The sequence below is a fragment of the Filimonas lacunae genome (genome assembly GCF_002355595.1).
In the GTDB taxonomy this organism is placed as follows: domain Bacteria; phylum Bacteroidota; class Bacteroidia; order Chitinophagales; family Chitinophagaceae; genus Filimonas; species Filimonas lacunae.
This window is the reverse complement of sequence record NZ_AP017422.1, coordinates 6,626,945-6,649,086: the sequence shown is the minus strand read 5'-3', so window position 1 is coordinate 6,649,086 and position 22,142 is coordinate 6,626,945. Positions and strand designations below refer to the sequence as shown.

Below are 22,142 nucleotides of genomic sequence, written 5' to 3'. Positions count from 1 at the left end.
TTTATTCTCATATGAAAACGCTGATCCTCGTAAGACATGCAAAAAGCAGCTGGCACAATCTGGAGCAAACTGATTTTGACCGGCCTTTAAATGATCGCGGACGGAAAAATGCCCCGGTAATGGCTCAAAGGCTATTAAACAGGGTGCCCTATATAGATGCGTTTGTATCAAGTTCTGCACGCAGGGCTATTACTACCGCAGGTTATTTTGCAGAAGCGTATGGTATAAAAGAAGCCGATATTTATCAGGTTCAGGCCTTATACCATGCGCCTGCTGCAACCTTTTATAAAACCATAGCTGAATTACAAGACAGCTGGAACTCGGTTATTATCTTCTCTCACAATCCGGGTATCACAGACTTTATTAACACACTTACCCAGGTACATTTAGACAATATGCCTACTTGTGGCGTATTTGCTATTTCGGTAGCTATTACCAGCTGGAGTGAATTTGCAGATGCTGACAAGCATTTCCTGTTTTTTGATTATCCTAAGCTGGATGTTTAATGTTGGAAATGGCTTCTTCCAATTGATGATTGGGTATTACCGGTAATTGGTAGGTAAAAGAGAGGGCCTGGTTGAAATGATACAACAGGTCGTCTTGCTGGTTACAGCAATAGCTCCAATGTTGTTGTTGTAAGCGGGTGGCCAGATATTCCTGTTCCGTTTGTCCGGGTGTAGGTATCAGCACTGCTTTCTTTTGCAGTGACAACAGCTCCATAACAGTAGTATATCCCGAACGGCTTACAATGTATTCGCTTTCAGCTATTACCTGTTGCATTTGCGTGGAAGCGAGATGATTTACCACGGTACAATTGGCGGGTGCAGTTGGCAAATCTGTAGTACCCGGTTTTGCTCTTAGTAGTAAGACGGGGGCTTTTAACTGATCGACTAAGGATAGCAGTTTAGTTTCCAGTAAACTGCGTTGTGGTTCTGGTCCTGAAAGAATGAACAGCCATTTGTATTTATAAGGAAGAGAAGTAGTTACGGGAGTAAATCGTGATAGGGGGCCGATATACCGGGTAGGTATGGCAGGTAATTGGCGTGGGTGTGATAAGCTGCCTGCAATATTGGCCTGTTGGTGGGCCATATCGGGTATCCAGCAGGCATTATAACGTTGAATATGACGGTAATTGATCCATCGTAGTAAGTGGCGCACCCATGCAAAAGGGGCCTGGATACTTAGCTGATGGGTGATAAAAATGCTGGTAACGCGTTTATGCCAGAAACCAAAACGGTTATCTGAAATAACCAGTTGAATGTCATATTCCTTCACCTGTTTTTGCAGCCATATATGCTCGTAACGAATGGTGCGGATAATTTTAGGGAGCTGTTGTAAAATTTTTAGCGCCAACCAACGTTTATGTTGTGTATACTGGATGCGGTAGCCACGTAAAGGGAGAATGGTAATACCAGGAAATTCCTGTTGCAGCAAATGTACCTGTGCGCCTTCGGCAGCTACAAAAACTTGGTAACCACACTGTTGTAATTGATGTATAACAGGTATGCAGCGGGTAGTGTGGCCAAGGCCCCAATCGAGGGGAGCAACCAGGGCTACGGATATATTAGAAATTTTTGTCAAAATGAGTTTACTACCTGTTTTGTACTTAATTTACCGTAATTTAGAAACACACATAATTATATGGGGCGTAAGATAAACCAAACTATTTTTTTATTGTTATTAATAAGTGTGCTGATGGCATCGTGCGGGATTTTTGGCAACTCCTATAAGAGCAAGTGTGGTTGTCCTCCTCGCAGAGGCATTGTTGGTTAATTTAAAATGTCCAATATAGTGTAAAACCAGGGTGTGAGATATGTTTAGTCAGAATAGAGATTTACTGGTACTTACAAGGAGAGATGAATCCGATCCTGAGGCGCTTGAACAAGAGGTAGAATCGCTGAATGAATTGCTGTATCATGTAGAAAACATGAATGTCTTTTGTGCCGTTAACGAAGTAATCGACATTAACAGGCACAAAGTCATCGTAAAACCTGCCGCAATTTGTAAGGTGCTTCAGGCAAGAAAGGATGTGAAACCCTTTGTATTTATCAATAATAAAAATTAATCCGTAACTACCACTTCTATTGAAGTGCTGCCAGCGCAGCTTCCAAACCTGCCAGCATGGCTGTAATTTCTTCCTTCTTACAGGTGCCAACACTCAAACGGTACCAGGGTGATTGTTTATCAGCTCCAAAAGCATAGAAAGGCACCACTGCCAGTTTTGCTTTGCCTAATATATAGCTGGTAACGGCATTCTGATCTTCCAATACGGTACCATCTTCTGTTTTCTTACCAGCCAGGTTTAATTGAATAGTAAGATAGATTGCTGCTTGTGGGGCAACAGCGTCTACCGCATAACCTTTCTGTTTCAATGCAATAAAGCCATTATAAATGCCGGTAAGTCTTTCTTCCAGTTCCTGCTTATAATGCGCCAGGTATTTTTCGATGGCTGGCTTTTGCTGTAAGTATAACGCTGCTGCTTTTTGTTCTGCCATAGGGCTCCAGGCTCCCAGATGACTTAGCAGGGCTTTCATTTTATTAATTACATGCACGGGACCTAATGCCCAACCTACACGTACGCCTGTTGCTGCAAAAGCTTTAGACATACCATCCACAAAAATGGTATAAGGCTTCATTGCAGGGTTTACTGAAATAGGATTGGCGTGTTGCGTGTTACCGTAGGTGAGTGTCCAGTACATTTGATCGTACATCACATACAGTTTCTTTTCATCTTCACCACGACTGGCGTTTTCGGCTAATACCAGGTCACATATTTTTTTCAGTTCCGCTTCTGGCAAGGTGGTGCCAGTAGGGTTTTGTGGGGTACACAAACAAATAAGTGCTGCGCCTTTAATGTGTGGGGCAATGTCAGCTGCCAGTGGCATGAAATTATTTTCGGGGGTTGCTTCTATTACGCAATGCTGCGCATTGGTTAAGTGCGTATAGTGGTTATTGTTCCAGGAAGGAACTGCATAAATCACTTTATCGCCAGCGTCTACTATCGTTTTGAAAATGGTATAGATCAATGGACGGCCGCCGGCTGCAATTAATACTTCGTTAGGAGCATATTCTATGCCCTCCCAATCTTTTATAAAAGAAGCAACGGCAGAACGCAGTTCGCCTAACCCATCACCCGGAGGATAATTGGTGTAGCCTTTCTGGTAGCTTTCAATAATAAGTTGTTCCAGTTCTTTAGGAATAGGAAAAATAGCGGGGTCGAAGTCGCCAATGGTATAATTGTAAATCTTTTCACCCTGTCTGATGCGGTCGTTAATTTCATTTCCCAAACGCACTATTTCAGAACCTATTAAAGTCTCGGCAAGCGTACTAAGTTTACTCATACGGTAAAGTTAGGGATAGAGGGGGAAGCTATAGCCATTTTTTTCAAAACGGGTGCGTGAAAAATCACAGTAACAGCTGGGGGAAACTGCTCGCATGCTTACGCATACTACTGTTTCTTTGTCCGGAATTCTGATTGAGAAAACTATAAGCAGGAAAACCCAAATGAATACTATTGCATCATGAAATTGTTGTTTTACAGCGATACGTATATGCCGTTGCTAACCGCAATAGTACACCTATGCTTACAGAAGAAGGTCGGTAAAGAAGAGCGGCTGCTCTTTTTTTATATACAATACCCAACGCTTTAAGCTATATACCCGTTATAGCTTAAAGCTGTATCAATAATCTGTATCATTTTATTATAGCCGCCGCTACAATGCTTCTATTCTTTACCATATTCTTTTACCTGCTTATTGTGCAACTGCTTAAGCGAAGAGCCATGCACCAGGCCGACCTGCATCATATGCAAAGTCAGTATGAGCATATATTATTACAATCCCAACTGGAAATACAGGAGCAAACCTTTCGTAACATCAGCCAGGAAATACACGATAATATAGGGCAGGTGTTAAGCCTGGTCAAGCTTAACCTTAATACCATTCATGAGGGCAACCTGCAGGAGAAATTAAGTATGACAGACGAGCTGGTGGGAAAAGCCATTTCCGATCTGCGGGATTTAAGCAAAAGTTTGAATGGCGAGAAAATCGCTGACATTGGATTAAAGGCGGCGATTGCTCATGAGTTGTATATGATTGAAAAAGCGGCGTCGATACATACCACTCTCACGGGTGGGGATATTGATTGCCTGTTACATGAAGAACAGGTAATTATTGTATTCAGAATGGTGCAGGAATTATTCAATAATATCTTAAAACATGCTCAGGCTGGCCTGATAACAGTACATTTGCACACGGCAGAAAATGCGGTCGTGCTGTCTGTGAAAGATGATGGGGTGGGATTTGATAAGGACAACATGGATGATTCCAAAACAGGAATCGGCCTTAAAAATCTGCAACAACGTGCCAGGCTGGTGAATGCACAAATGACTATTGATACAGCACCGGGCCAGGGCACAGAAGTAGCCATTACTTTACAACCCTTATAAGAATACACACACGGTATGATTAAAATAGCTTTGGTAGACGACCATGCTTTATTGAGAAGCGGTTTGTCGGCTGTTATAACCAGTTTTGGCCATTACCAGGTAATTTTTGAAGCTGATAACGGAAAACACTTTATTCAGCAACTCCAAACCAACACCGATCCGGACGTGGTGCTATTAGATATTAATATGCCCGAAATGGATGGTTTTGAAACGGCCAAATGGATCAAAGAAAACCGCCCCGAGATTAAGATACTGGTACTTTCCATGTTAGATAATGATGCTTCTATCATACGCATGTTGCGTAACGGAGCCCGTGGTTATATGCTGAAAGACAGCAAACCCGAGGTGTTGCGCTCCTCGTTACACAGCATTGTGCACAAAGGTTATTGTACCAACGAGCTGGTATCGGGCAAAATGGTGCACTTTATTAATAAAGGCGTAGATGCAAGGGAAGTACACGATCTGAACGAAAAGGAAGTACAGTTTCTCCGGCTTTGTTGCTCGGAGAAGTCGTATAAAGAAATGGCCAGTGACATGAACATTGCGCCCCGTACCGTAGAAAGTTTGCGTAGCAGCTTATTTGATAAGCTGGACACCACCTCACGTGTTGGGCTGGTGTTGTATGCTATCAGAAACGGGTTGTTTAAAATTTAGTTCAGGAAGCGGTTTTATTGTTTTTACGCGGACTTATTAATAATAGTCGCTTTACCCGCAGTAACAATTCGGGGGCGTTGAATGGTTTGGATATAAAATCATCGGCGCCCAGGCGAAAAGCTTCCATTACAGTGGCTTCTTCATCTATGCCGGAAAGCACGATAATAGGAATTTCCATACGACCAGAAGAACGGGTAATACCTATTAGTTCCAGCCCTGAAGTGTAGGGCATCATGATGTCAGTTAATATTAAATCAGGCGGGCTTTTCTGCAATGATATCAATGCATCACGACCGTCACGTGCAGTGATTACCTCATAACCGCCCGATTTCAAGCATTCTTCCAGCGTTTGTAAAATAAACGGCTCATCTTCTACAATTAATATTTTCATAGCTTAGATTCAAAAAAAGCTTTGGTTTTGGGGATATTAGGGCAAATCCTCTTTAATGGTTTTGAAATTAGGATACTTTTTTTAAACCGGGAAATCAGAATCTAAGGGATAGCGGTTTATTTTTTTACCCTGATTATTCAATTTGGCTAATTTTTAACCTGATATGTGAATCCATTTCTGTTATTTTTGCCCGGTTAACAAAAACTGCATGATGAAAAGAGTATTTGCAGCTTGTATTGCACTGGCTGCTATAGGTTCGCTAAAGGCACAGGATTCTAGTAAGACTGTGAAAAAGTCTGGAATGTTTGACTTAAGTAATCGTGCAAACGATCATTTGATGATTCAGTATGGGGTGTCAGGATGGTCTGCCGTGCCTGATAGTGCCAAACCGGGAGGTTTTTCAAGGCACTTTAACATCTATTTCATGCTGGACAAGCCTTTTAAAAGTAACCCTAACTATAGTTTAGGGATAGGTGCGGGTATTGGAAGTGACAACATCTTCTTTAAAGACAAGTATGTGAACCTGAAAGCAACAAGTTCTACTTTGCCTTTTACAGATGTGTCTTCTGCTTCTACCAACCACTATAAGAAGTTTAAGCTTACCTCTATCTATTTTGATGTGCCTGTAGAGATCAGGTATTCTCAAAATCCTGAAACCGGTAAAGGCTTCAAATTTGCAGCAGGCTTAAAGCTGGGCTTATTATTAAAAGCTTATACCAAGGGTAAAAATGCGATTAACAGCGCTGGAAGTAGCATTTACAGCGGTTCTTATATCATGAAGGAAAGTGATAAGCATTTTATTAACAGTACACGTTTGGCGGCAACTGGTCGTATTGGTTTAGGCCATATTTCCTTGTCAGGAGCTTATTCCATTACCTCTTTCCTGAAATCAGGTGCAGGTCCGGAAATTCGTCCTTACCAGATTGGTCTTACATTTAGCGGTTTATAGTTAAAACACATTACTTTATATAAATGGTTGACAAATTGAACTGGAAATATCTTCCTTTTCAGCTTGTCAACCATTTTTTATTGGCATAGAACTCCTTCAACTAAATTTGCATAAAATAGTAGTCATTTGATAGAGAAGCAACAGACAATTAAAAGTGAAGAAAAGGCGGTGCTGGTAGGTCTTGTTCAAAAAGACCAAACCAACGAGCAGGTGGAAGAATACCTTGACGAACTGGCATTTCTGGCAGAAACAGCAGGCGCTACTGCTGTTAAAAAATTCACTCAAAAATTACCTCACCCGGATAGCCGCACCTTTATTGGAAAGGGCAAACTGGAACAGATAAAGCAATATATACAGGGCAAGGAAATTGACCTGATTATTTTCGACGATGAGTTAACCGGTTCGCAAATCATCAACATTGAGAAAGAACTGGGTACCAAAACCATTGACCGAAGCGATTTGATACTGGACATTTTTGCCCGCCGAGCCCGCACAGCACCTGCGAAAGTGCAGGTAGAGTTAGCGCAATATCAATACCTGTTACCACGCCTGAAAGGGATGTGGAAACACCTGGAACGCCAGGGTGGTGGTATTGGTACCAGGGGCCCCGGTGAAACAGAAATTGAAACGGACCGTCGTATTGTAAAAGATAAAATTTCTTTACTGCGCAAGCGTTTGAGTGAATTTGACAAGCAGGCGTTTACACAGCGTAAAGAGCGGGGCGAGTTTATACGTGTTTCCCTGGTGGGGTATACCAATGTGGGCAAAAGCACGATTATGAACCTGCTGAGTAAAAGTGAGGTGTTTGCAGAGAATAAACTGTTTGCCACGTTAGATACTACTACCCGCAAAGTGGTGTTTGAAAACACGCCTTTCCTGCTGAGTGATACCGTAGGGTTTATCAGAAAATTACCACACCACCTGGTAGAGAGTTTTAAAAGCACACTGGATGAAGTGCGTGAAGCCGATATACTACTACATGTGGTGGATATATCACACGCGCAGCATGAGGAGCATATTGGTGTGGTAAATAAAACGCTACAGGAATTAAAAGCCTTCGAAAAACCTATTCTTACCATTTTTAACAAAATGGATTTATATGAAGAGAAGAACTTTGATTCGTGGCTGGAAGCAGATGTAAAGCAGGAGATATTGAGAGAGCTGCGTGAGAAATGGGAGCATATCACCGACAACAACTGCATTTTTGTATCGGCATTGGAAAGAATCAACATTGACAACCTGCGTGATTTTATATTAACACGGGTACGTGATATGTATAAAATCAGATACCCATACAAAACAGCTCACTTCTATTAATCGGCTGCTATGGCAAAAAAAATTACCTGGCATAAACTGGCTGATGCAGCAACAGAGCTGCCCTGGCAGTCTAACAACATGCTGATAACAGAAGCCGGAGGTAAGAAAATTACATTAGGCCGCACAGCAGATAACATATTTGCCTTTGCACATAAATGTCCGCATGCCAGTGGCATTATGGCCGATGGCTTTATGGATGCTGTAGGAAATGTGGTGTGTCCATTGCATCGTTATAAGTTTAATATGCAAAACGGGCGTAATGTAACCGGAGAAGGGTATTATTTAAAAACATATGTTGTAGAGCAACGGCAGGATGGCATTTTTGTAGGGATAGAAGAGAGCGGTTTATTTAGTTGGTTATCCTAAAGAGCAACTGCTTATGTTTGCAGACATAAAAACAGGGCTTGTCTATAATAACAATATCCTGCTTTAGCTATCAATTATCATTGTGTATATTCATCAACCTTTAAAATATCGTTTCATGAAAAGGGCGTTTTTATTGCTTGTTATAATGGCTTTCGCTGCTGCGGGTGTACAAGCCCAGCAAAAGCAGAAAGAAAAAATCAAGCGTGTTTACTACGGTTTAAAAGCGGGTATGAACTTTTCTAATATTTCAGGAGAGGGTATTAAAAGTTCTTTACAACAAGGGGTTGATTTCGGTGCTTTTGCAGAAGTAAAACTGAGTAAAAGGTTCGATTTTGTTCCGGAATTATATTATTCTCTTCATAATTTAAAGCGCACAGACGATTTTCAAACTCGTTACTTCGAGGATGGAGTTGCTTTGTCCAGCTCAGATGAGAAAATAAAGCTGCATTATTTAAGTGTGCCTTTGTTGTTCAGATTCCATGCAACCAGCGTTATTGCGGTAGATGCTGGTCCACAATACAACCTGTTGGTTTATGAAGACGATAACCTGTTAAAAGATAGCAAGCCTTCATTTAAAAAATCTGAATTTGCGGTTGCGGGTGGTATAACCTTAACACTAGACAAGTTTAGAATTTTTGGTCGTTACACTTATGGAGTATCTAATGTTTTAGATATCCCCACTACTAAAGGCTACAAATGGAATTCTAACCAGGCGCAAATTGGTATTGCACTGGTTATTAACTAGATCATAAGAATTTATTCATAGAAAAAGGGAATGCGCGTGAGCGCATTCCCTTTTTCTATGCCTGATAATCAGATACATATGTTATGGAATAGGAAACACAGGTTTAGGGATATTTTAAACTAACATTAGTTAGCTGCCGCCAAAAAAACTTATATTTACACAAAATGATTGCGGATGGCTGACGTACAAAATGAAAACATTTTCCAGGACAAGATTGATCAGGAAATAAAAATCGAACCGAAGGACTGGATGCCTGATGCTTACCGGCAAACTTTAATACGCCAGATAAGCCAGCATGCACATAGTGAAATAATAGGTATGTTGCCTGAGGGTAACTGGATAACACGTGCGCCTTCATTAAAACGTAAAGCTATTCTACTGGCCAAAGTACAGGATGAAGCCGGCCACGGTTTATACCTGTATTCTGCGGCCGAAACGTTGGGCATTAGCCGCGATCAGATGTACCAGCAACTTCATAGTGGAAAGGCTAAATACTCTTCTATATTCAATTACCCCACACTTACTTGGGCCGATATAGGCGCTGTAGGCTGGCTGGTAGATGGCGCCGCCATCATGAACCAGGTGCCGCTGTGCCGTAATAGTTATGGCCCTTATGCACGTGCTATGGTAAGGGTATGTAAGGAAGAAAGCTTTCATCAACGCCAAGGTTTTGAACTATTGCTGATACTTTCCCAGGGCACACCTGAACAACGCCGTATGGCGCAGGAATCAATTAATCGCTGGTGGTGGCCAAGTGTGATGATGTTTGGTCCTAACGATGATGCTTCGCCACATACTGCTCAAAGCATGAAATGGAAGATCAAACGTTTTACTAACGACGAACTGCGTCAGAAGTTTGTAGATGTTTGTGCCGAGCAGGTAAAAATATTAGGTTTTACGTTGCCCGATCCGGATTTGAAATGGAATGAAGAGCGACAGCACTATGATTTTGGTGCTATTGACTGGACAGAGTTCAACAATGTTATCCGTGGCAATGGCCCTTGTAATAAACAAAGATTAGATGCCCGTAAAAATGCATGGGACAATGGAGCCTGGGTACGCGAAGCGGCCACTGCTTATGCCGAAAAACGTAAAAAACGCCAGGCAGCAGTAGAAGCTGCTTAACATAAAGAATACATATATGATGATTGCGAATAGTGACAATGAAAAAAGCTGGCCTTTGTGGGAGGTGTTTATCCGGAGTAAACAGGGGCTGGATCATAAGCATGCAGGAAGCTTACATGCAGCTGATGCACAAATGGCCATTGAAAACGCCCGCGATGTATATACCCGCCGTATGGAAGGGGTAAGTATTTGGGTGGTGGAAAGCAGGCATATACATGCCAGTAATCCGGATGAAGCGGGTAGCTTTTATGATCCTGCTAATGATAAAGCATACAGGCATCCCACCTTTTACAATTTGCCGGACGAACTTACCCATATGTAAACTACTATAGACATTGCTTGCTTAAACACAAACAGGGGAATGATTGCTCAATTAAATAACCAATACTTTACTACACTTTCACAACCGTTAGTGCAATACCTGCTACACCTTGCTGATACTACATTGATACTGGGGCATCGTAATAGCGAATGGTGCGGCCATGGGCCTATACTGGAACAGGATATTGCTATTTCCAATATAGCGCTTGACCTGATAGGACAGGCGCGTATGTTTTATCAGTATGCTGCTGAGAAAGCGCAACAGCCTGGCGCTACAGATATTACGGAAGACTCGTTGGCTTATTTGCGCGACGGTATTGATTTTAAAAACCTGCTACTGGCCGAGCAACAGAATGGCGATTGGGCCATTACTATACTGCGCCAGTTTTTGTATAGCAGCTGGCAATACCTGGTGTATGAACAAATGCAACAGGGTACTGATGTGCAAATGGCTGCTATTGCCGAAAAAGCTATTAAAGAAACTACCTATCATATTAAGTGGAGTGGTGAGTGGGTGATAAGGTTGGGAGATGGCACGGAAGAAAGCCACAAACGCATGCTACATGCCATTGAAGTATTATGGCCTTTTACAGGTGAAATGTTTACGCCGGTTGATTTTGAAAAAGAAGGTATACAGCAAGGCTGGGCGGTAGATGTGGCGTCTTTACAACAGCCCTGGTTACAGCGCATACAACAGGCTTTTGACGAAGCAGGTTTATCTGTTCCGCAAAGCCAATGGCAGCAAACAGGCGGTAAAAAAGGAGTACATACCGAGTTGCTGGGCTTTCTGCTGGCCGAAATGCAACACTTACAACGTGCTTATCCGGGAAGCGAATGGTAAACAACGTAACAGGCATGACAACCATCAGCACCATAGAAGAACAAAAGGTATGGAAGCTACTGGAGTCCGTTTACGATCCGGAAGTACCTGTTTTAACCGTGCTGGATCTGGGTATTATCCGTAAGCTGGCAGTGGTGGAGGGGCGTGTGTTTATTACTATTACCCCTACTTACAGCGGTTGCCCGGCTATGGATGTCATCAGCATGCAGATACGTATGGCATTGTGGCAAAATGGTTTTCAGGAAGTAGAAATTCATACCGAATTATCACCTGCATGGACTACCGACTGGATGACAGAAGCGGGGAGAAAAAAGCTACAGGCTTATGGTATAGCGCCACCACAGTACCGCAAAAATAAATTCCATACACCCTCTTTTTTTGAAGAAGAAGATACGCCAGTTTGTTGCCCCAGGTGCCAAAGTACTAACACTCAGCTGGTCAGCCAGTTTGGCTCAACCGCCTGCAAAGCATTATATCAATGTTTGGACTGCCATGAACCATTTGACTATTTCAAGTGTCATTAAAAAGGAAATCTCACGAATATCTATCACCTTTATAACGAGTGTATTTTGACTGCAAAACCTATTCTTTTCCACGTGACTAATAGCGTGGCTATCATCACACTAAACCGGCCGGATAAGCTCAATGCCTTCAACCGCGAAATGGCCTTACTGTTACAAACCTACCTGGATGACTGTGCTGATAAAGCCATCCGCTGTGTGTACATCACCGGAGCGGGAAAAGGTTTTTCGGCAGGGCAGGACCTGGTGGAAGTAACAGAACCTGATGGGCCGGGGATGGCTCGAATATTGAGCGAACATTACAATCCCATCATTACCCGCATTCGCAACCTGCCTAAGCCGGTTATTGCGGCGGTAAATGGAGTGGCAGCAGGGGCGGGGGCCAATATTGCATTAGCTTGTGATATAGTGGTAGCAACTGCTTCGGCGTCTTTTATACAGGCCTTTTCTAAAATTGGTCTGATCCCTGATAGCGGTGGCACCTATTTTTTACCACGTTTAATTGGGCATCAGAAAGCCAGTGCATTAATGATGCTGGGTGATAAAGTATCAGCCACGGAAGCAGAACGTTTAGGGATGATTTATAAGGTGATACCAGACGAATCTTTTGAAGCTGAAACATTGCAAATGGCTCACAAGCTGGCACAAATGGCCACACTGGGGCTGGCTTATACGAAACTTGCCCTAATAGCTTCTGCTGAAAATTCATTAGAAGCACAACTGGAAAAAGAAGACGAACTGCAACAAAAAGCGGCAGCTTCCAACGATTTTGCAGAAGGCGTACAGGCATTTTTAGAAAAAAGAGCCGCTATATTCCAAGGCCACTAAAAACAAAAAGTACAGCATGATCTATTCATTCAAAGGCTTTATACCCGTAGTGGATAAAACTGCTTTTATACATCCACAGGCAGCCGTAACCGGTAATGTAACCATCGGCAAAAATGTATATATAGGTCCCGGAGCCGCACTGCGTGGCGATTGGGGAGCCATTATTATTGAAGACGGCTGCAATGTGCAGGAGAACTGTACCATACACATGTTTCCCGGCACTACTGTTTTGCTGAAAGAAGCGGCCCATATAGGGCATGGTGCGGTGATTCACGGAGCTACCATTGGCAGAAATTGCCTGGTAGGCATGAACAGTGTTATTATGGATGAAGTGCTGCTGGGCGATGAATGTATTGTGGGTGCTTTAAGCTTTATAAAAGCTGCGGAGCAATACCCGGAAAGATGCCTGATAGCTGGCAATCCGGCTAAAAAAATTAAAGAAGTGAGCGACGAAATGATAGCCTGGAAAACCCGTGGCACACAGCTGTACCAATCGTTACCGGGCGATATGTTGCAATACTGGCAACCTTGCGAACCGCTGCGTCAACCTGATAGCAACAGGCCTGCGCAGGAGGTTTTATACGAAACATGGCACCAGTTAAGTGAGCAAGTCCGCTGATTAACCGATATTTGCGCGATGGAGAGGACGAATTTCATTGATTATATTAGAATTTTCGCTCGCAGTGGGCATGGTGGTGCTGGTAGCAGGCACTTTATGCGCAACAAATTAACCGCACTGGGTGGCCCGGATGGTGGCGATGGCGGTCGTGGCGGGCACATTATTTTGCGTGGTAACGCCCAGTTGTGGACGCTGTTGCACCTACGTTACTATAAAAACGTACTGGCCGAAAACGGCGAAGGTGGCAGTAAAAACAACTGTACCGGTCGCGATGGTGAAGATATTATCATTGAAGTTCCTCTGGGAACCATCACGCGTGATGAAGAAACCGGTGAGGTGGAAGCTGAAATACTGGAGGATGGGCAGGAAGTTGTATGGATGCCCGGCGGCCGTGGTGGCTTAGGTAACTCCAATTTTGCCACCCCTACTAACCAGGCACCTGATCACGCTCAACCCGGCGAAGAAGGGGTTGAAGGCTGGAAAACACTGGAATTGAAGGTGTTAGCCGATGTAGGGCTAGTTGGTTTCCCTAATGCAGGAAAATCTACTTTATTATCTTCTATCACTGCAGCACGCCCTAAGGTGGCTGATTACGCTTTTACCACACTTACTCCTCAGTTGGGAATGGTAGAATACCGCGATGGTAAATCGTTTTGTATAGCCGATTTGCCGGGTATCATTGAAGGCGCAGCAGAAGGCAAAGGGTTAGGACACAGGTTTTTACGTCATATTGAACGTAACTCGGCCTTATTATTCCTGATACCAGCAGATAGTGCTGATCACAAGAAGGAATTTGACATTCTGCTTAGTGAGCTGGAACAATACAACCCGGAATTACTGCAAAAAGACTTCCTCATAGCTATCAGTAAAAGCGATATGCTGGATGATGAGTTGAAGGAAGCCATAGCAGCAGAACTTCCTGCAGATGTGCCGCATTTATTTATTTCTTCTGTTACCAACCAGGGATTAGTTATCCTGAAAGATGAACTCTGGAAAATATTAAATAAATAACAATGTTTCTGATTTGTGACATGTTACACTAAAAAACGAATAGCGAACGATCGTTTGTTTATTAAATTAGTGTAATGTGTCATAAGTCGGAGAATATTTTTTACTTTTGTCCTATCAAATAAGTCAACTGGTATAATTACTAATTACCGGTAAAAAGAAATCTCTTTGCTAACTTATTCCTCATTGCTTGTTACGGATTGCAGTAACGCTTGATTTGCCCCGATATAGTTTTCGATGATTGTGTTTGCCGTTATATTCTATAAACCGACAAATTTTTTCGTGATGAAGAAACAATCTATGAACGGGGGATTTAAAATAATAGTAACAGTGGTGATAGCGGCAATAGCAATGTTCTTTGCCACCCCTGCAACAACAAAAGCCAATACTGTTACCGATTCTTTAGCAATAGCTTCAGATAATAAACCTTCACAAGTGCAATACCTGGGCACTACTGCCGATGGTTTGTGGTTTGATATAAAATATGCCAATCCAAAAGGAGAGAAGTTTACGCTTATGATTAAAAATGCGGATGGCGAATTGCTGTTTCATGGTAGTTTTTCCGGCGCTAACTTTTCTAAAAAGATTAAGATCGTAAATGAAGGACCTAACTCATTAACTCCTACATTTATCATCAAGACTGCCGATAACAAAAAGATCGCGCAATCTATCCAGGTAAACAGTACCTCCCGTAGTGTGGAAGATGTGATAGTAACCAGGTCGTAATAAGTCTGATATTATTCTGCTATAGAACAGGTCCCGTAGCCATAGTGTTGCGGGACTTTTTATTTTATTCCTCTTTCCATTGCCATAGGTGTTTACAGGCATAGGTGCGATAGGGGCTCCATTTCTCTGCTAAGGCAATCATCTTCTTTTTGAATGCTTTTTTATCTGTAGTGTCCAGCTTATATATTTTAATCATGGCCTGCTGAATGCCAAAGTCGTCTACCGAAAAAACATCTTCGCGGCCAAGGGTAAACATCAGCAACATTTCTACTGTCCAGCGGCCAACACCTTTAATCCGGGTAAGCAGTTCAATAATGCTTTCGTCATCCATCTTGGCCAGCATCTTATCTGTAATCTTATGTTCAGTACAAAAGGCGGCTACATTGTGTACATATTGGGCTTTGGCATTGCTAAGCCCTACACTGCGTAAAGCTTCAAAAGGGGTGTCGGTTACCTGCTGGGCGGTAGGTTCTTTGCCACCATACAAATCCAAAAAACGGAGAAATATCACCCGGGCTACTTTGGTGTTTAATTGCTGGCTCATAATACTGGCCATCAGGCGTAAAGGAATATTCTTATGTGTGCTTAATGGCTCCAGTGGCTCCACCAGTATGCGCGACAGCTTTTTGTCTTTTTGCAGGTGTAACAGATACTCCATATGCTAAATATAATCTTTTTAACTTTGTGTGAATGGGAAAGGAATTACTTCTTACAGCAGATGGTTCGTACACGATAGAAATACCTGAACTAAAGGTAACTTATCACAGCAGGCATGGAGCAATACAAGAAAGTATGCATGTTTTTATACGGGCAGGGTTAATGGCTGTACCGCCTGTTAGCACTATAAGGATACTGGAAATGGGGTTTGGCACCGGGTTAAATGCGTTGCTGGCTTTGCAGTATGCTATACAGCAACAACAACCCATTTATTATCAAACGTTAGAACTGCACCCTCTTACCGAAGCAGAAGCGGCTCACCTGAATTATGTGCAACAGTTGTCTGCGACAGAAGCGGATTATGCGCCATTGTTTACCAGCTTACATAGTTGTGCATGGGATACAGATGTGGTTATACATCCACTGTTTACATTACATAAAACCAAGGTTTCTTTACATGAGCTGCCTGCTACTGTGCAAAATTTTCATGTGCTTTTTTATGATGCTTTTGCTCCGGCAGCACAACCTGAGTTGTGGACGGCAGACACGTTTAAAAAGGTGTATCATACACTGCAGCCAGGTGGAAAAATGGTAACCTATTGCAGTAAAAGTATTGTAAGGCGTGCCATGCAGGAAGCGGGCTTTACAATAGAGAAAATTCAGGGCCCCTGGGGCAAGCGCGAAATGCTACGGGCAACAAGGCCATTATAAATGGCCTGTGCTGTTGCGTTTGATAATGCTGAAAAAGCGTTTGTTTAATAATAAAGAGGAAAAGGTAAGGCCGCTGACAAAGCCAATCCACATACCGGCAGCTCCCAGTTTAAAGGTAAAAGCCATCAGGCAGCCGATGGGGATGCCCAATACCCAGTAAGCCAGTGCTACGTATAAAGTGGGCGTGCGCACATCTTTAATGCCACGGCAAAGGCCTACGCCTATGGCCTGTGTAGCGTCTGATATCTGGAACACTGCAGCATACAACATTAAAGTGCTGGTGAGTGCCACAACGGTTGTGTCGGTGTTAAAAGCCAGTGGTAACAGATTGCGCATACAAACAAAAAACACCGCGCAAAGAATACCATAACAAACACCACTTAACAAAGTACTCTTACCTATTAAGGTGATCTCTTTCCAGTTACTACGTCCCCAGGCGTTGCTGATGCGAATGCTGCCACCTTGTGCCAGTCCCATGGATACCATAAATGTAAATGCAGCACAGCTCAAGGCAATATGATGCGCGGCCTGTTGTACTGCTCCTAATGTGCCTATAATAATACCGGAAATGGCAAACGCGCCGGATTCCATACCTGCCTGCAGGCTGCTGGGAATGCCTATGTGCAGTAGTTCGTTCACCGTGTTACGGTTTAGCTTCCACTGGTTTTTACGAACGGCAATATATCTTTTAAACAAAGGATGTAGCAGCACAATCACTACCAATGCAATCAATATTACAATACGGGTGATTAAGGTGCCAAAGCCGGCTCCTATCAATTCCATACGTGGAAAGCCCCAGTTACCATATACCAGCAGCCAGTTAATAAAAATGTTCAATGGTAAAGCCAGTAACGAAAGTACCATAGCGGTACGTGTAAGTTCCAGGCCATCTGTAAACTGCTTTACGGCCATAAACATGAGCATAGGCACGGTACTCCAGCCCATTACTTGAAGGTAAGGTACTGCCAGCGTAGCCACAGCTGCATCCTGCCCAAGGTGAAACAGTATGTTTTTACCCAGCTGCAAGCCTATTGCTATTACAATAGCAGCAATGGTGCAAATCCAGAAACCGTTAAACAGATAGTGAGAAACCTTTTGCGCATCCCGGCGGCCGTGCGCCATAGATACTGTTTGTGATACCGACATGGTAAGTCCGATGCCTAACACAAAAGGAATGTTCATCACACTAATTACCAGCGATGAGGCGGCAAGGTGGTTATAGCTGATAGCGCCCACCATGGCATTGTCAATAAGTCCCAGTGCAATCTGCGTAAGTTCTCCAAAAATGATTGGTCCCGATAATCTCCACGTCTTGTATGCTTCACTTCGTATGGCCATATGGTGGCAAAAATAAAAAAAACGCTCCCGCTTTCGTGGGAACGTTCTTTTTAACTTTTTGCGAACGGTTGCTTACAGTTTAAAGCCATAGGCTAACCTGAGAGCTACTTGTTTGGTATAATCATATTTTGTAAATTCTTCATACTTCACACTAATGTCCCAGCCACTGCCAAAAGCAAAACCTAAAGCAGGTGACCATACAAAAGAAGTGCCTAAGCCTTTGGTAGTACCAAAGCCGGCACCAGCTTCTGCATTAAAGTAGAAGTTTTTGGTTGGAAACACTTTAAAACCCGCTTTCACAGGAACAAAGCCCAGGCTTGATACACCATCTTTTTTGAAGAAGTGTGTGTAGCCAGTGGTAAAAATGGCAGATACACTATTGCCTAATCCTTTTTGAAAACGTAAATCGCCACCCAGTACAAATGGGTTGGGATCTTTAGTGCCCATACCGCCGGCAACACCAATACCCAGGCGCCACGGGTACTTTTGAGCACTGGCCGAAATGGCTAAAAAGCAAATAATAACTAACGCATACAGAGGTTTCATCGATCTTTTCATGGCTTGTTGTTTATGATTGCTCATGCTTTATCATAAATAATGCCAATAGAAGTAACTATGCTGATAACCAGCATTTTGTCAATAGTGTGTCAAAGGGGGATATCGTTATTGCAGGAAACCGAAGTCCACTACGCGTCTCAGGTATTTATTATCCTGTATCACCCAGGTTACTTCGTAGCTGCCACCTGCTTCGCGTTTCAACAGGTATATATACAGCTTCTTTTTGTCGGCTGATTGATATACGCCACCAGATGCACTTACAACACCACTATGAGAGTAGGTAAATTCAGGATTGTAAATGTCGGCATAAGCTGCTGGAGGAATGACAATGGTATCTTTACCAACAGTTACAGTTACTGTTGCAATGGTGTTTTTAGGAACATTGCCATAATTGCCATAATAACCCTTGTTGTCAATTTTTACCAGGTATTTCTCTACAAAATTGAGCTTATGTTTAGAGGGATCAAATTTGCCGGTAGTGATGTTAACGTTAATGCTGTTGCCCGCAAAGCTGATGTGTGACGCATCGTAGCTGGCTACAGGAATGCTCGGTAAGGGATCTTTGCCTACACCTAGGTCAACGCCGGCCATAGTAAAAGTAGAAAGGTCGGACTGTATTTCTTTCTCCTGCATTTTTTCTACCGCTTCACGTTTGCTTCTGAAATCGGGATAATCCTGTGCCTGCGCATTCAAAGCAAAACATTGTGTTGCCAGCAAAACAGACAGAGAAAAAACAGTACGTAACATGCCTTAAGGTTTAATGATTGTAATAGAAAACTAAAGATAGCTTTTACCCTTAAAACGCTGGTGCGGGCTTCAAGGTTTGTTTAGCGGGGAATAGTTTTTTATTCAGCCAATGTGTGGCAAACGCAGTGCCTGTGCCTACAATGGCGCCGCAAAGTACATCGGAAGGGTAGTGCGCACCTAAGTACATGCGTGAATATCCTACGCTACCCGCCCACACAAAGGCAGGAACGGTGATATACCATTTCTTAAATTCCAGTGATACACTGGTGGCTGTAGAAAACGCCAGGGAAGTGTGGCCGGATGGAAAGCTTTTTACATCATTTCCGGGAGCGTAGGCTTTTACCAGCTCGGGATAAGTATAGGAAGGCCTGTTTCGCCTGGCTGCCCTTTTCAGTAATTCCGTTACAACAGAAGACATCACCACGGTTTCTGCAATTCTTAAACCTTTATTACGTAATTCCAGGTCGCCCGAAAATTGTCCTGCCATAGTGAGGCCAATAGGAATGCCTACTCCAAAAGCATAGGCGGAAGAACTGATTTTAGTGACAACAGGACTGTAATTGCCGCTTGCATTGATCCTTTTTAAAATGTCAATGTCCATGTTTTGAGCATGTGCCTGCCCGGCCGTCCATAGTAAAATAGATAGTGGTATGTATTTCAGCATTGGGGATATATTACAGATAGATAAAACGTACGATTTGGTCTATTCTTTTGCAAGAGTACTTATAAAACGATTAAAACGTGGTTATAGCATTGTTAACGGATTTGGATGAGGGGTGATGAATAATTCTTGTCTAATTTATGCTTTTATTGCCTTATTTGGCTACAAAACCCCGGTTTAAGGGGGCTGAAAGGGGCTTTTGCCCGTGACTGGTTTAAAACGTAGCCTTTTTGCAGTAAGTTTGTGCGCTTATAATCATTACATTATGTGTCACCAGGTGTCTGGCATTATATACCCTTTAAAATCATGTTAACAATGCTTATGAAGAAGTTCTCAGCACTTATTTTACTGCTAAGTGCAGTTACCTATACTGCATCGGCACAGGTTGATACTCTGAAACAATCAACTGGTAAGTCTCCTTCTGCTACAAGAGAGCAGATCTATAACATAAATCCCTGGTGGGAATTGCCGTCTGCCGGTGCAGCTGTGCTTTTATCCAGTAAAGGGTTTAGGAAGTTGGAGAAAGTGTCCAGCATGACAGAAGCGGAAATTCTGAAGCTGAACCCAATGGATGTAAATGGTTTTGACAGACCGGTAATCTATCACGATCCTGCTAAATATGTCAGTGCGCAATCTAAGTCTGATCTGTTTTTAAACATATCCATTTTTACGCCAGCATTGTTGGCGCTGGATAAAACGGTTCGAAAAGATTGGGTAGAGCTTCTCTCTATGTATCTGGCTTCTCACGCGGTAGATAACGCATTGTATTTCGCAGGTGCCTTCTCGGTAAGAAGGCCGCGCCCGTTCTTATACAATCCTGATGTGCCTATGGCTGAAAAAATAGGTGATAACAAAAGCAACTCTTTCTTTAGCGGTCACACAGGTTTCGCCACTACCTCTACTTTCTTCCTGGTAAAAGTGTTTACCGATTATCATCATATCAAAGGCTGGAAGAGAATAGGCTTATACGGCCTGGCTTCTATTCCTCCGGGATTGGTGGCCTTTTACAGAATGCAATCCGGCCGTCATTTCAGAACCGATGTGTTACTGGGCTATATTGCGGGTGCTACTTCCGGTATATTGGTGCCAGAACTGCATAGGATCAATAAAAAAGGAAAAGGGGTAGCATTCTCACCTTACTTCGCTCCCGGGCCAGGAAATGCAACGGGTTTGACTATGACTATGAAATTATAAAGAATAAGCACCTCTTTACAGAAGTGTAGTTGTTCCGATAAATATGCAAAAGGCCGTATCATAAAAATGTGATACGGCCTTTTGTTTTACAGTGTTCTTGAGTAAAGAGCTACCTGTATATTTCATTAATAGTGGCTACTGTTAGTGCCAGCCTTTGGTATATTGTGCTGTAAGGCTAAAGTGTGTCGTCTTCTTCTGGTGCCAGTACCAGGTGAAACATGCCATAAGGATTATAAAACAAATCATCCTCCGGGTAAAAGGTGCAAGGCTCTTCCTGTATCTGGTAAACGGGCATGTCAGGTGCGGTGCTGAATGTTTGTCCGCTTTTAATTTCGGGCTTTTCAATTACCTGGTACACGCTAAAAATGTCTACCAGCTCAGCGGTTTCCATAAAATCTTCGCCACCGTCGGCAATGGCATCCCGTAAGCCGAGGTTGTGCATGCCACAGGAGTAAATGCTGTTGTTGGCTCCTTTCACCAGTAATACAAAGGCTTCGTAAAAGCGGTGGTCATGATCCATGTTTACCAGCTCTTCCCATTGTGCATGCGTAAAGGCTTTGCCTGAGCTTTCTACTTTAATGCCCAGCCCGCCGGCTTTTAAAATGGCCAGCCCTGCTCTCATTATGCTATTGGCAAATGCATTGTTTCCGCCTGGGCCGCTTACATACACCACGGTTTTGTGGGTTTTAATGGCTTCCATTTCTTCCGCTTCAAAGCGTTGCATGCCGGCAGTAACAAAGGCATGGTGCATATGGTGGTCGTGTTCGCGCGCTTCCATCATAAAGCTTTCATCCTGCTTGGGGCAAAACAATACGCCGCCGGCAAACAGGTATTCGCCGTTATTAGCATCAATAACGCTGCTTAGCACTTCCTCCCGGCTGCTCCAGGTGCCGGGTATACATAATACAATGGTGTTTTCTTGTTCCATACTACCAGCCTCCGTTGGGGTTAGACCCGGTTTCTATGTTGTGCAACAGGTTCCGTGTACACTCTTCTTCAAATTTTTCCTCGTAAATGTCATATGCAGCAAAACCGAATATCTCAGCTTCTGCATCCATCGTTGCTTTAGACGGGTCTTTATCTACCATATTATAATACTGCTGCCCCATACCTACGATAAAGCAACGGGCATATAAAAAGCCATCGTCCGATCCATCTGTATACTCATGAATTTCTTTACGGTCAATATGGTGCAGTTTTTCTTCCAGTATCTGAACATACTTTTGAAAAGGCTCTTTCTCCAGTGTATACAGGATAGTACAATAGTTGTCGGTAATAATGTCGTTCAGGGCCAGGTTCAGCTCTTCAATTTGTGAAGGATGGTTGTTCACCAGTGTTTCTAAACGTAAAGAGTTTAATTCAGGTGATGCAGCCCATGCAGTCTCTATAATTTCCCAAAATTTTTGTTCGTTCATTGT

28 protein-coding genes are annotated in these 22,142 nt (G+C 43.0%); 18 read left to right on the top strand and 10 right to left on the bottom strand.

The genetic code is table 11. From position 1 onward, the window contains the following. Window positions 1–11: 11 nt before the first annotated feature. Complete coding sequence (locus FLA_RS26135) at window positions 12–506, top strand: SixA phosphatase family protein (protein WP_076375883.1); 495 nt, start codon at window positions 12–14, stop codon at window positions 504–506. Here the strand turns inward: FLA_RS26135 and FLA_RS26130 are convergent. After that, a complete protein-coding gene (locus FLA_RS26130; RefSeq protein WP_076375881.1) occupies window positions 490–1,581 on the bottom strand; it encodes a glycosyltransferase in 1,092 nt (363 codons plus the stop codon). The two genes, FLA_RS26135 and FLA_RS26130, sit on opposite strands and share 17 nt — an antisense overlap. A 232-nt stretch (window positions 1,582–1,813) precedes the next feature. On the opposite strand from FLA_RS26130, the gene FLA_RS26125 reads away from it, so the two are divergent. Then, complete coding sequence (locus tag FLA_RS26125; RefSeq protein WP_076375879.1) at window positions 1,814–2,065, top strand: hypothetical protein; 252 nt, start codon at window positions 1,814–1,816, stop codon at window positions 2,063–2,065. Between the two features lie 16 nt (window positions 2,066–2,081). Here the strand turns inward: FLA_RS26125 and FLA_RS26120 are convergent, their stop codons facing one another. Next, entirely contained in the window at window positions 2,082–3,341 is a 1,260-nt protein-coding gene (locus FLA_RS26120; protein WP_076375877.1) for a pyridoxal phosphate-dependent aminotransferase, read from the bottom strand. Between the two features lie 377 nt (window positions 3,342–3,718). On the opposite strand from FLA_RS26120, the gene FLA_RS26115 reads away from it, so the two are divergent. Further along, window positions 3,719–4,447 (top strand): sensor histidine kinase, encoded by a 729-nt coding sequence (locus FLA_RS26115; protein WP_076375875.1) that lies wholly within the window; start codon window positions 3,719–3,721, stop codon window positions 4,445–4,447. A 15-nt stretch (window positions 4,448–4,462) separates the two neighbouring features. Continuing rightward, entirely contained in the window at window positions 4,463–5,101 is a 639-nt protein-coding gene (locus FLA_RS26110; RefSeq protein WP_076375873.1) for a response regulator transcription factor, read from the top strand. Between the two features lies 1 nt (window position 5,102). On the opposite strand, the gene FLA_RS26105 is transcribed toward FLA_RS26110, so the two are convergent. Continuing rightward, entirely contained in the window at window positions 5,103–5,492 is a 390-nt protein-coding gene (locus tag FLA_RS26105) for a response regulator (RefSeq protein ID WP_076375871.1), read from the bottom strand. Between the two features lie 208 nt (window positions 5,493–5,700). Between FLA_RS26105 and FLA_RS26100 the strand changes: the two genes are divergently transcribed. The 12 genes from FLA_RS26100 (at window position 5,701) to FLA_RS26045 (ending at window position 14,858) form a co-directional block, all read left to right on the top strand. After that, window positions 5,701–6,441 (top strand): outer membrane beta-barrel protein, encoded by a 741-nt coding sequence (locus FLA_RS26100; RefSeq protein ID WP_076375869.1) that lies wholly within the window; start codon window positions 5,701–5,703, stop codon window positions 6,439–6,441. A gap of 126 nt (window positions 6,442–6,567) precedes the next feature. Continuing rightward, a complete protein-coding gene (hflX, locus tag FLA_RS26095; RefSeq protein ID WP_076375867.1) occupies window positions 6,568–7,758 on the top strand; it encodes a GTPase HflX in 1,191 nt (396 codons plus the stop codon). Between the two features lie 9 nt (window positions 7,759–7,767). Then, window positions 7,768–8,124 carry a Rieske (2Fe-2S) protein gene (locus tag FLA_RS26090; protein WP_076375865.1) on the top strand — a complete coding sequence of 119 codons (357 nt, stop codon included), beginning with the start codon at window positions 7,768–7,770 and terminating at the stop codon, window positions 8,122–8,124. Between the two features lie 82 nt (window positions 8,125–8,206). Further along, the gene (locus tag FLA_RS26085) at window positions 8,207–8,869 is read left to right on the top strand and encodes a porin family protein (protein WP_144263959.1); all 663 of its coding nucleotides are present in this window, start codon (window positions 8,207–8,209) and stop codon (window positions 8,867–8,869) included. Between the two features lie 174 nt (window positions 8,870–9,043). Beyond that, on the top strand, window positions 9,044–9,994 hold the full coding sequence (gene paaA, locus FLA_RS26080) for a 1,2-phenylacetyl-CoA epoxidase subunit PaaA (protein WP_076375861.1): 951 nt from the start codon (window positions 9,044–9,046) through the stop codon (window positions 9,992–9,994). Between the two features lie 16 nt (window positions 9,995–10,010). Further along, window positions 10,011–10,316, top strand: coding sequence for a 1,2-phenylacetyl-CoA epoxidase subunit PaaB (gene paaB / locus FLA_RS26075; protein WP_449528469.1), 306 nt, complete (start codon window positions 10,011–10,013; stop codon window positions 10,314–10,316). 39 nt (window positions 10,317–10,355) lie between these two features. Continuing rightward, window positions 10,356–11,156, top strand: a complete 801-nt coding sequence (gene paaC / locus FLA_RS26070) for a 1,2-phenylacetyl-CoA epoxidase subunit PaaC (protein ID WP_076375859.1) — start codon at window positions 10,356–10,358, stop codon at window positions 11,154–11,156. Beyond that, the gene (gene paaD, locus FLA_RS26065) at window positions 11,150–11,680 is read left to right on the top strand and encodes a 1,2-phenylacetyl-CoA epoxidase subunit PaaD (RefSeq protein WP_231940332.1); all 531 of its coding nucleotides are present in this window, start codon (window positions 11,150–11,152) and stop codon (window positions 11,678–11,680) included. The genes paaC and paaD overlap by 7 nt, the downstream gene beginning before the upstream one ends. 45 nt (window positions 11,681–11,725) lie before the next feature. Then, window positions 11,726–12,505: an enoyl-CoA hydratase-related protein gene (locus tag FLA_RS26060; RefSeq protein ID WP_076375857.1), complete on the top strand. Its 780-nt coding sequence runs from the start codon at window positions 11,726–11,728 to the stop codon at window positions 12,503–12,505. Window positions 12,506–12,521: 16 nt separating this feature from the next. Continuing rightward, on the top strand, window positions 12,522–13,124 hold the full coding sequence (locus tag FLA_RS26055) for an acyltransferase (protein WP_076375855.1): 603 nt from the start codon (window positions 12,522–12,524) through the stop codon (window positions 13,122–13,124). Window positions 13,125–13,142: 18 nt separating this feature from the next. Next, complete coding sequence (gene obgE, locus FLA_RS26050) at window positions 13,143–14,135, top strand: GTPase ObgE (protein WP_076375853.1); 993 nt, start codon at window positions 13,143–13,145, stop codon at window positions 14,133–14,135. A 282-nt stretch (window positions 14,136–14,417) separates the two neighbouring features. Further along, on the top strand, window positions 14,418–14,858 hold the full coding sequence (locus tag FLA_RS26045; RefSeq protein WP_096511313.1) for a hypothetical protein: 441 nt from the start codon (window positions 14,418–14,420) through the stop codon (window positions 14,856–14,858). A 64-nt stretch (window positions 14,859–14,922) separates the two neighbouring features. Here the strand turns inward: FLA_RS26045 and FLA_RS26040 are convergent, their stop codons facing one another. Further along, the gene (locus FLA_RS26040) at window positions 14,923–15,516 is read right to left on the bottom strand and encodes a DNA-3-methyladenine glycosylase family protein (RefSeq protein WP_076375849.1); all 594 of its coding nucleotides are present in this window, start codon (window positions 15,514–15,516) and stop codon (window positions 14,923–14,925) included. Window positions 15,517–15,548: 32 nt separating this feature from the next. Between FLA_RS26040 and mnmD the strand changes: the two genes are divergently transcribed. Next, window positions 15,549–16,226, top strand: a complete 678-nt coding sequence (gene mnmD, locus FLA_RS26035; RefSeq protein ID WP_076375847.1) for a tRNA (5-methylaminomethyl-2-thiouridine)(34)-methyltransferase MnmD — start codon at window positions 15,549–15,551, stop codon at window positions 16,224–16,226. Here mnmD and FLA_RS26030 read toward each other — a convergent pair. The 4 genes from FLA_RS26030 to FLA_RS26015 all read right to left on the bottom strand — a co-directional run bounded on the left by FLA_RS26030 (window position 16,221) and on the right by FLA_RS26015 (window position 19,533). Next, window positions 16,221–17,564 carry an MATE family efflux transporter gene (locus FLA_RS26030; RefSeq protein ID WP_076375845.1) on the bottom strand — a complete coding sequence of 448 codons (1,344 nt, stop codon included), beginning with the start codon at window positions 17,562–17,564 and terminating at the stop codon, window positions 16,221–16,223. The genes mnmD and FLA_RS26030 overlap by 6 nt on opposite strands. Window positions 17,565–17,636: 72 nt before the next feature. Then, window positions 17,637–18,122 carry a hypothetical protein gene (locus tag FLA_RS26025; protein ID WP_076377338.1) on the bottom strand — a complete coding sequence of 162 codons (486 nt, stop codon included), beginning with the start codon at window positions 18,120–18,122 and terminating at the stop codon, window positions 17,637–17,639. 105 nt (window positions 18,123–18,227) lie between these two features. Beyond that, entirely contained in the window at window positions 18,228–18,869 is a 642-nt protein-coding gene (locus FLA_RS26020) for a hypothetical protein (protein WP_076375843.1), read from the bottom strand. Between the two features lie 49 nt (window positions 18,870–18,918). Next, complete coding sequence (locus tag FLA_RS26015; RefSeq protein WP_076375841.1) at window positions 18,919–19,533, bottom strand: phosphatase PAP2 family protein; 615 nt, start codon at window positions 19,531–19,533, stop codon at window positions 18,919–18,921. A gap of 318 nt (window positions 19,534–19,851) precedes the next feature. Here FLA_RS26015 and FLA_RS26010 point away from each other — a divergent pair, with 318 nt between their 5' ends. Continuing rightward, the gene (locus tag FLA_RS26010; RefSeq protein ID WP_076375839.1) at window positions 19,852–20,724 is read left to right on the top strand and encodes a phosphatase PAP2 family protein; all 873 of its coding nucleotides are present in this window, start codon (window positions 19,852–19,854) and stop codon (window positions 20,722–20,724) included. A gap of 175 nt (window positions 20,725–20,899) precedes the next feature. Here FLA_RS26010 and FLA_RS26005 read toward each other — a convergent pair whose 3' ends face one another. Beyond that, window positions 20,900–21,652 carry a DUF4261 domain-containing protein gene (locus FLA_RS26005; protein WP_076375837.1) on the bottom strand — a complete coding sequence of 251 codons (753 nt, stop codon included), beginning with the start codon at window positions 21,650–21,652 and terminating at the stop codon, window positions 20,900–20,902. Between the two features lies 1 nt (window position 21,653). Then, window positions 21,654–22,139, bottom strand: a complete 486-nt coding sequence (locus FLA_RS26000) for a DUF4240 domain-containing protein (RefSeq protein WP_076375835.1) — start codon at window positions 22,137–22,139, stop codon at window positions 21,654–21,656. Window positions 22,140–22,142: the final 3 nt, after the last annotated feature.

Bases quoted from the DNA above. Each gene is read 5' to 3' on its own strand.
- FLA_RS26135 (WP_076375883.1), top strand. From the start codon at position 12: ATGAAAACGCTGATCCTCGTAAGACATGCAAAAAGCAGCTGGCACAAT.
- FLA_RS26125 (WP_076375879.1), top strand. From the start codon at position 1,814: ATGTTTAGTCAGAATAGAGATTTACTGGTACTTACAAGGAGAGATGAA.
- FLA_RS26120 (WP_076375877.1), bottom strand. From the start codon at position 3,341: ATGAGTAAACTTAGTACGCTTGCCGAGACTTTAATAGGTTCTGAAATA.
- FLA_RS26115 (WP_076375875.1), top strand. From the start codon at position 3,719: ATGCTTCTATTCTTTACCATATTCTTTTACCTGCTTATTGTGCAACTG.
- FLA_RS26110 (WP_076375873.1), top strand. From the start codon at position 4,463: ATGATTAAAATAGCTTTGGTAGACGACCATGCTTTATTGAGAAGCGGT.
- FLA_RS26105 (WP_076375871.1), bottom strand. From the start codon at position 5,492: ATGAAAATATTAATTGTAGAAGATGAGCCGTTTATTTTACAAACGCTG.
- FLA_RS26100 (WP_076375869.1), top strand. From the start codon at position 5,701: ATGATGAAAAGAGTATTTGCAGCTTGTATTGCACTGGCTGCTATAGGT.
- FLA_RS26090 (WP_076375865.1), top strand. From the start codon at position 7,768: ATGGCAAAAAAAATTACCTGGCATAAACTGGCTGATGCAGCAACAGAG.
- paaA (WP_076375861.1), top strand. From the start codon at position 9,044: ATGGCTGACGTACAAAATGAAAACATTTTCCAGGACAAGATTGATCAG.
- paaB (WP_449528469.1), top strand. From the start codon at position 10,011: ATGATGATTGCGAATAGTGACAATGAAAAAAGCTGGCCTTTGTGGGAG.
- paaC (WP_076375859.1), top strand. From the start codon at position 10,356: ATGATTGCTCAATTAAATAACCAATACTTTACTACACTTTCACAACCG.
- paaD (WP_231940332.1), top strand. From the start codon at position 11,150: ATGGTAAACAACGTAACAGGCATGACAACCATCAGCACCATAGAAGAA.
- FLA_RS26055 (WP_076375855.1), top strand. From the start codon at position 12,522: ATGATCTATTCATTCAAAGGCTTTATACCCGTAGTGGATAAAACTGCT.
- obgE (WP_076375853.1), top strand. From the start codon at position 13,143: ATGGAGAGGACGAATTTCATTGATTATATTAGAATTTTCGCTCGCAGT.
- FLA_RS26045 (WP_096511313.1), top strand. From the start codon at position 14,418: ATGAAGAAACAATCTATGAACGGGGGATTTAAAATAATAGTAACAGTG.
- FLA_RS26040 (WP_076375849.1), bottom strand. From the start codon at position 15,516: ATGGAGTATCTGTTACACCTGCAAAAAGACAAAAAGCTGTCGCGCATA.
- mnmD (WP_076375847.1), top strand. From the start codon at position 15,549: ATGGGAAAGGAATTACTTCTTACAGCAGATGGTTCGTACACGATAGAA.
- FLA_RS26030 (WP_076375845.1), bottom strand. From the start codon at position 17,564: ATGGCCATACGAAGTGAAGCATACAAGACGTGGAGATTATCGGGACCA.
- FLA_RS26025 (WP_076377338.1), bottom strand. From the start codon at position 18,122: ATGAAAAGATCGATGAAACCTCTGTATGCGTTAGTTATTATTTGCTTT.
- FLA_RS26020 (WP_076375843.1), bottom strand. From the start codon at position 18,869: ATGTTACGTACTGTTTTTTCTCTGTCTGTTTTGCTGGCAACACAATGT.
- FLA_RS26015 (WP_076375841.1), bottom strand. From the start codon at position 19,533: ATGCTGAAATACATACCACTATCTATTTTACTATGGACGGCCGGGCAG.
- FLA_RS26010 (WP_076375839.1), top strand. From the start codon at position 19,852: ATGAAGAAGTTCTCAGCACTTATTTTACTGCTAAGTGCAGTTACCTAT.
- FLA_RS26005 (WP_076375837.1), bottom strand. From the start codon at position 21,652: ATGGAACAAGAAAACACCATTGTATTATGTATACCCGGCACCTGGAGC.
- FLA_RS26000 (WP_076375835.1), bottom strand. From the start codon at position 22,139: ATGAACGAACAAAAATTTTGGGAAATTATAGAGACTGCATGGGCTGCA.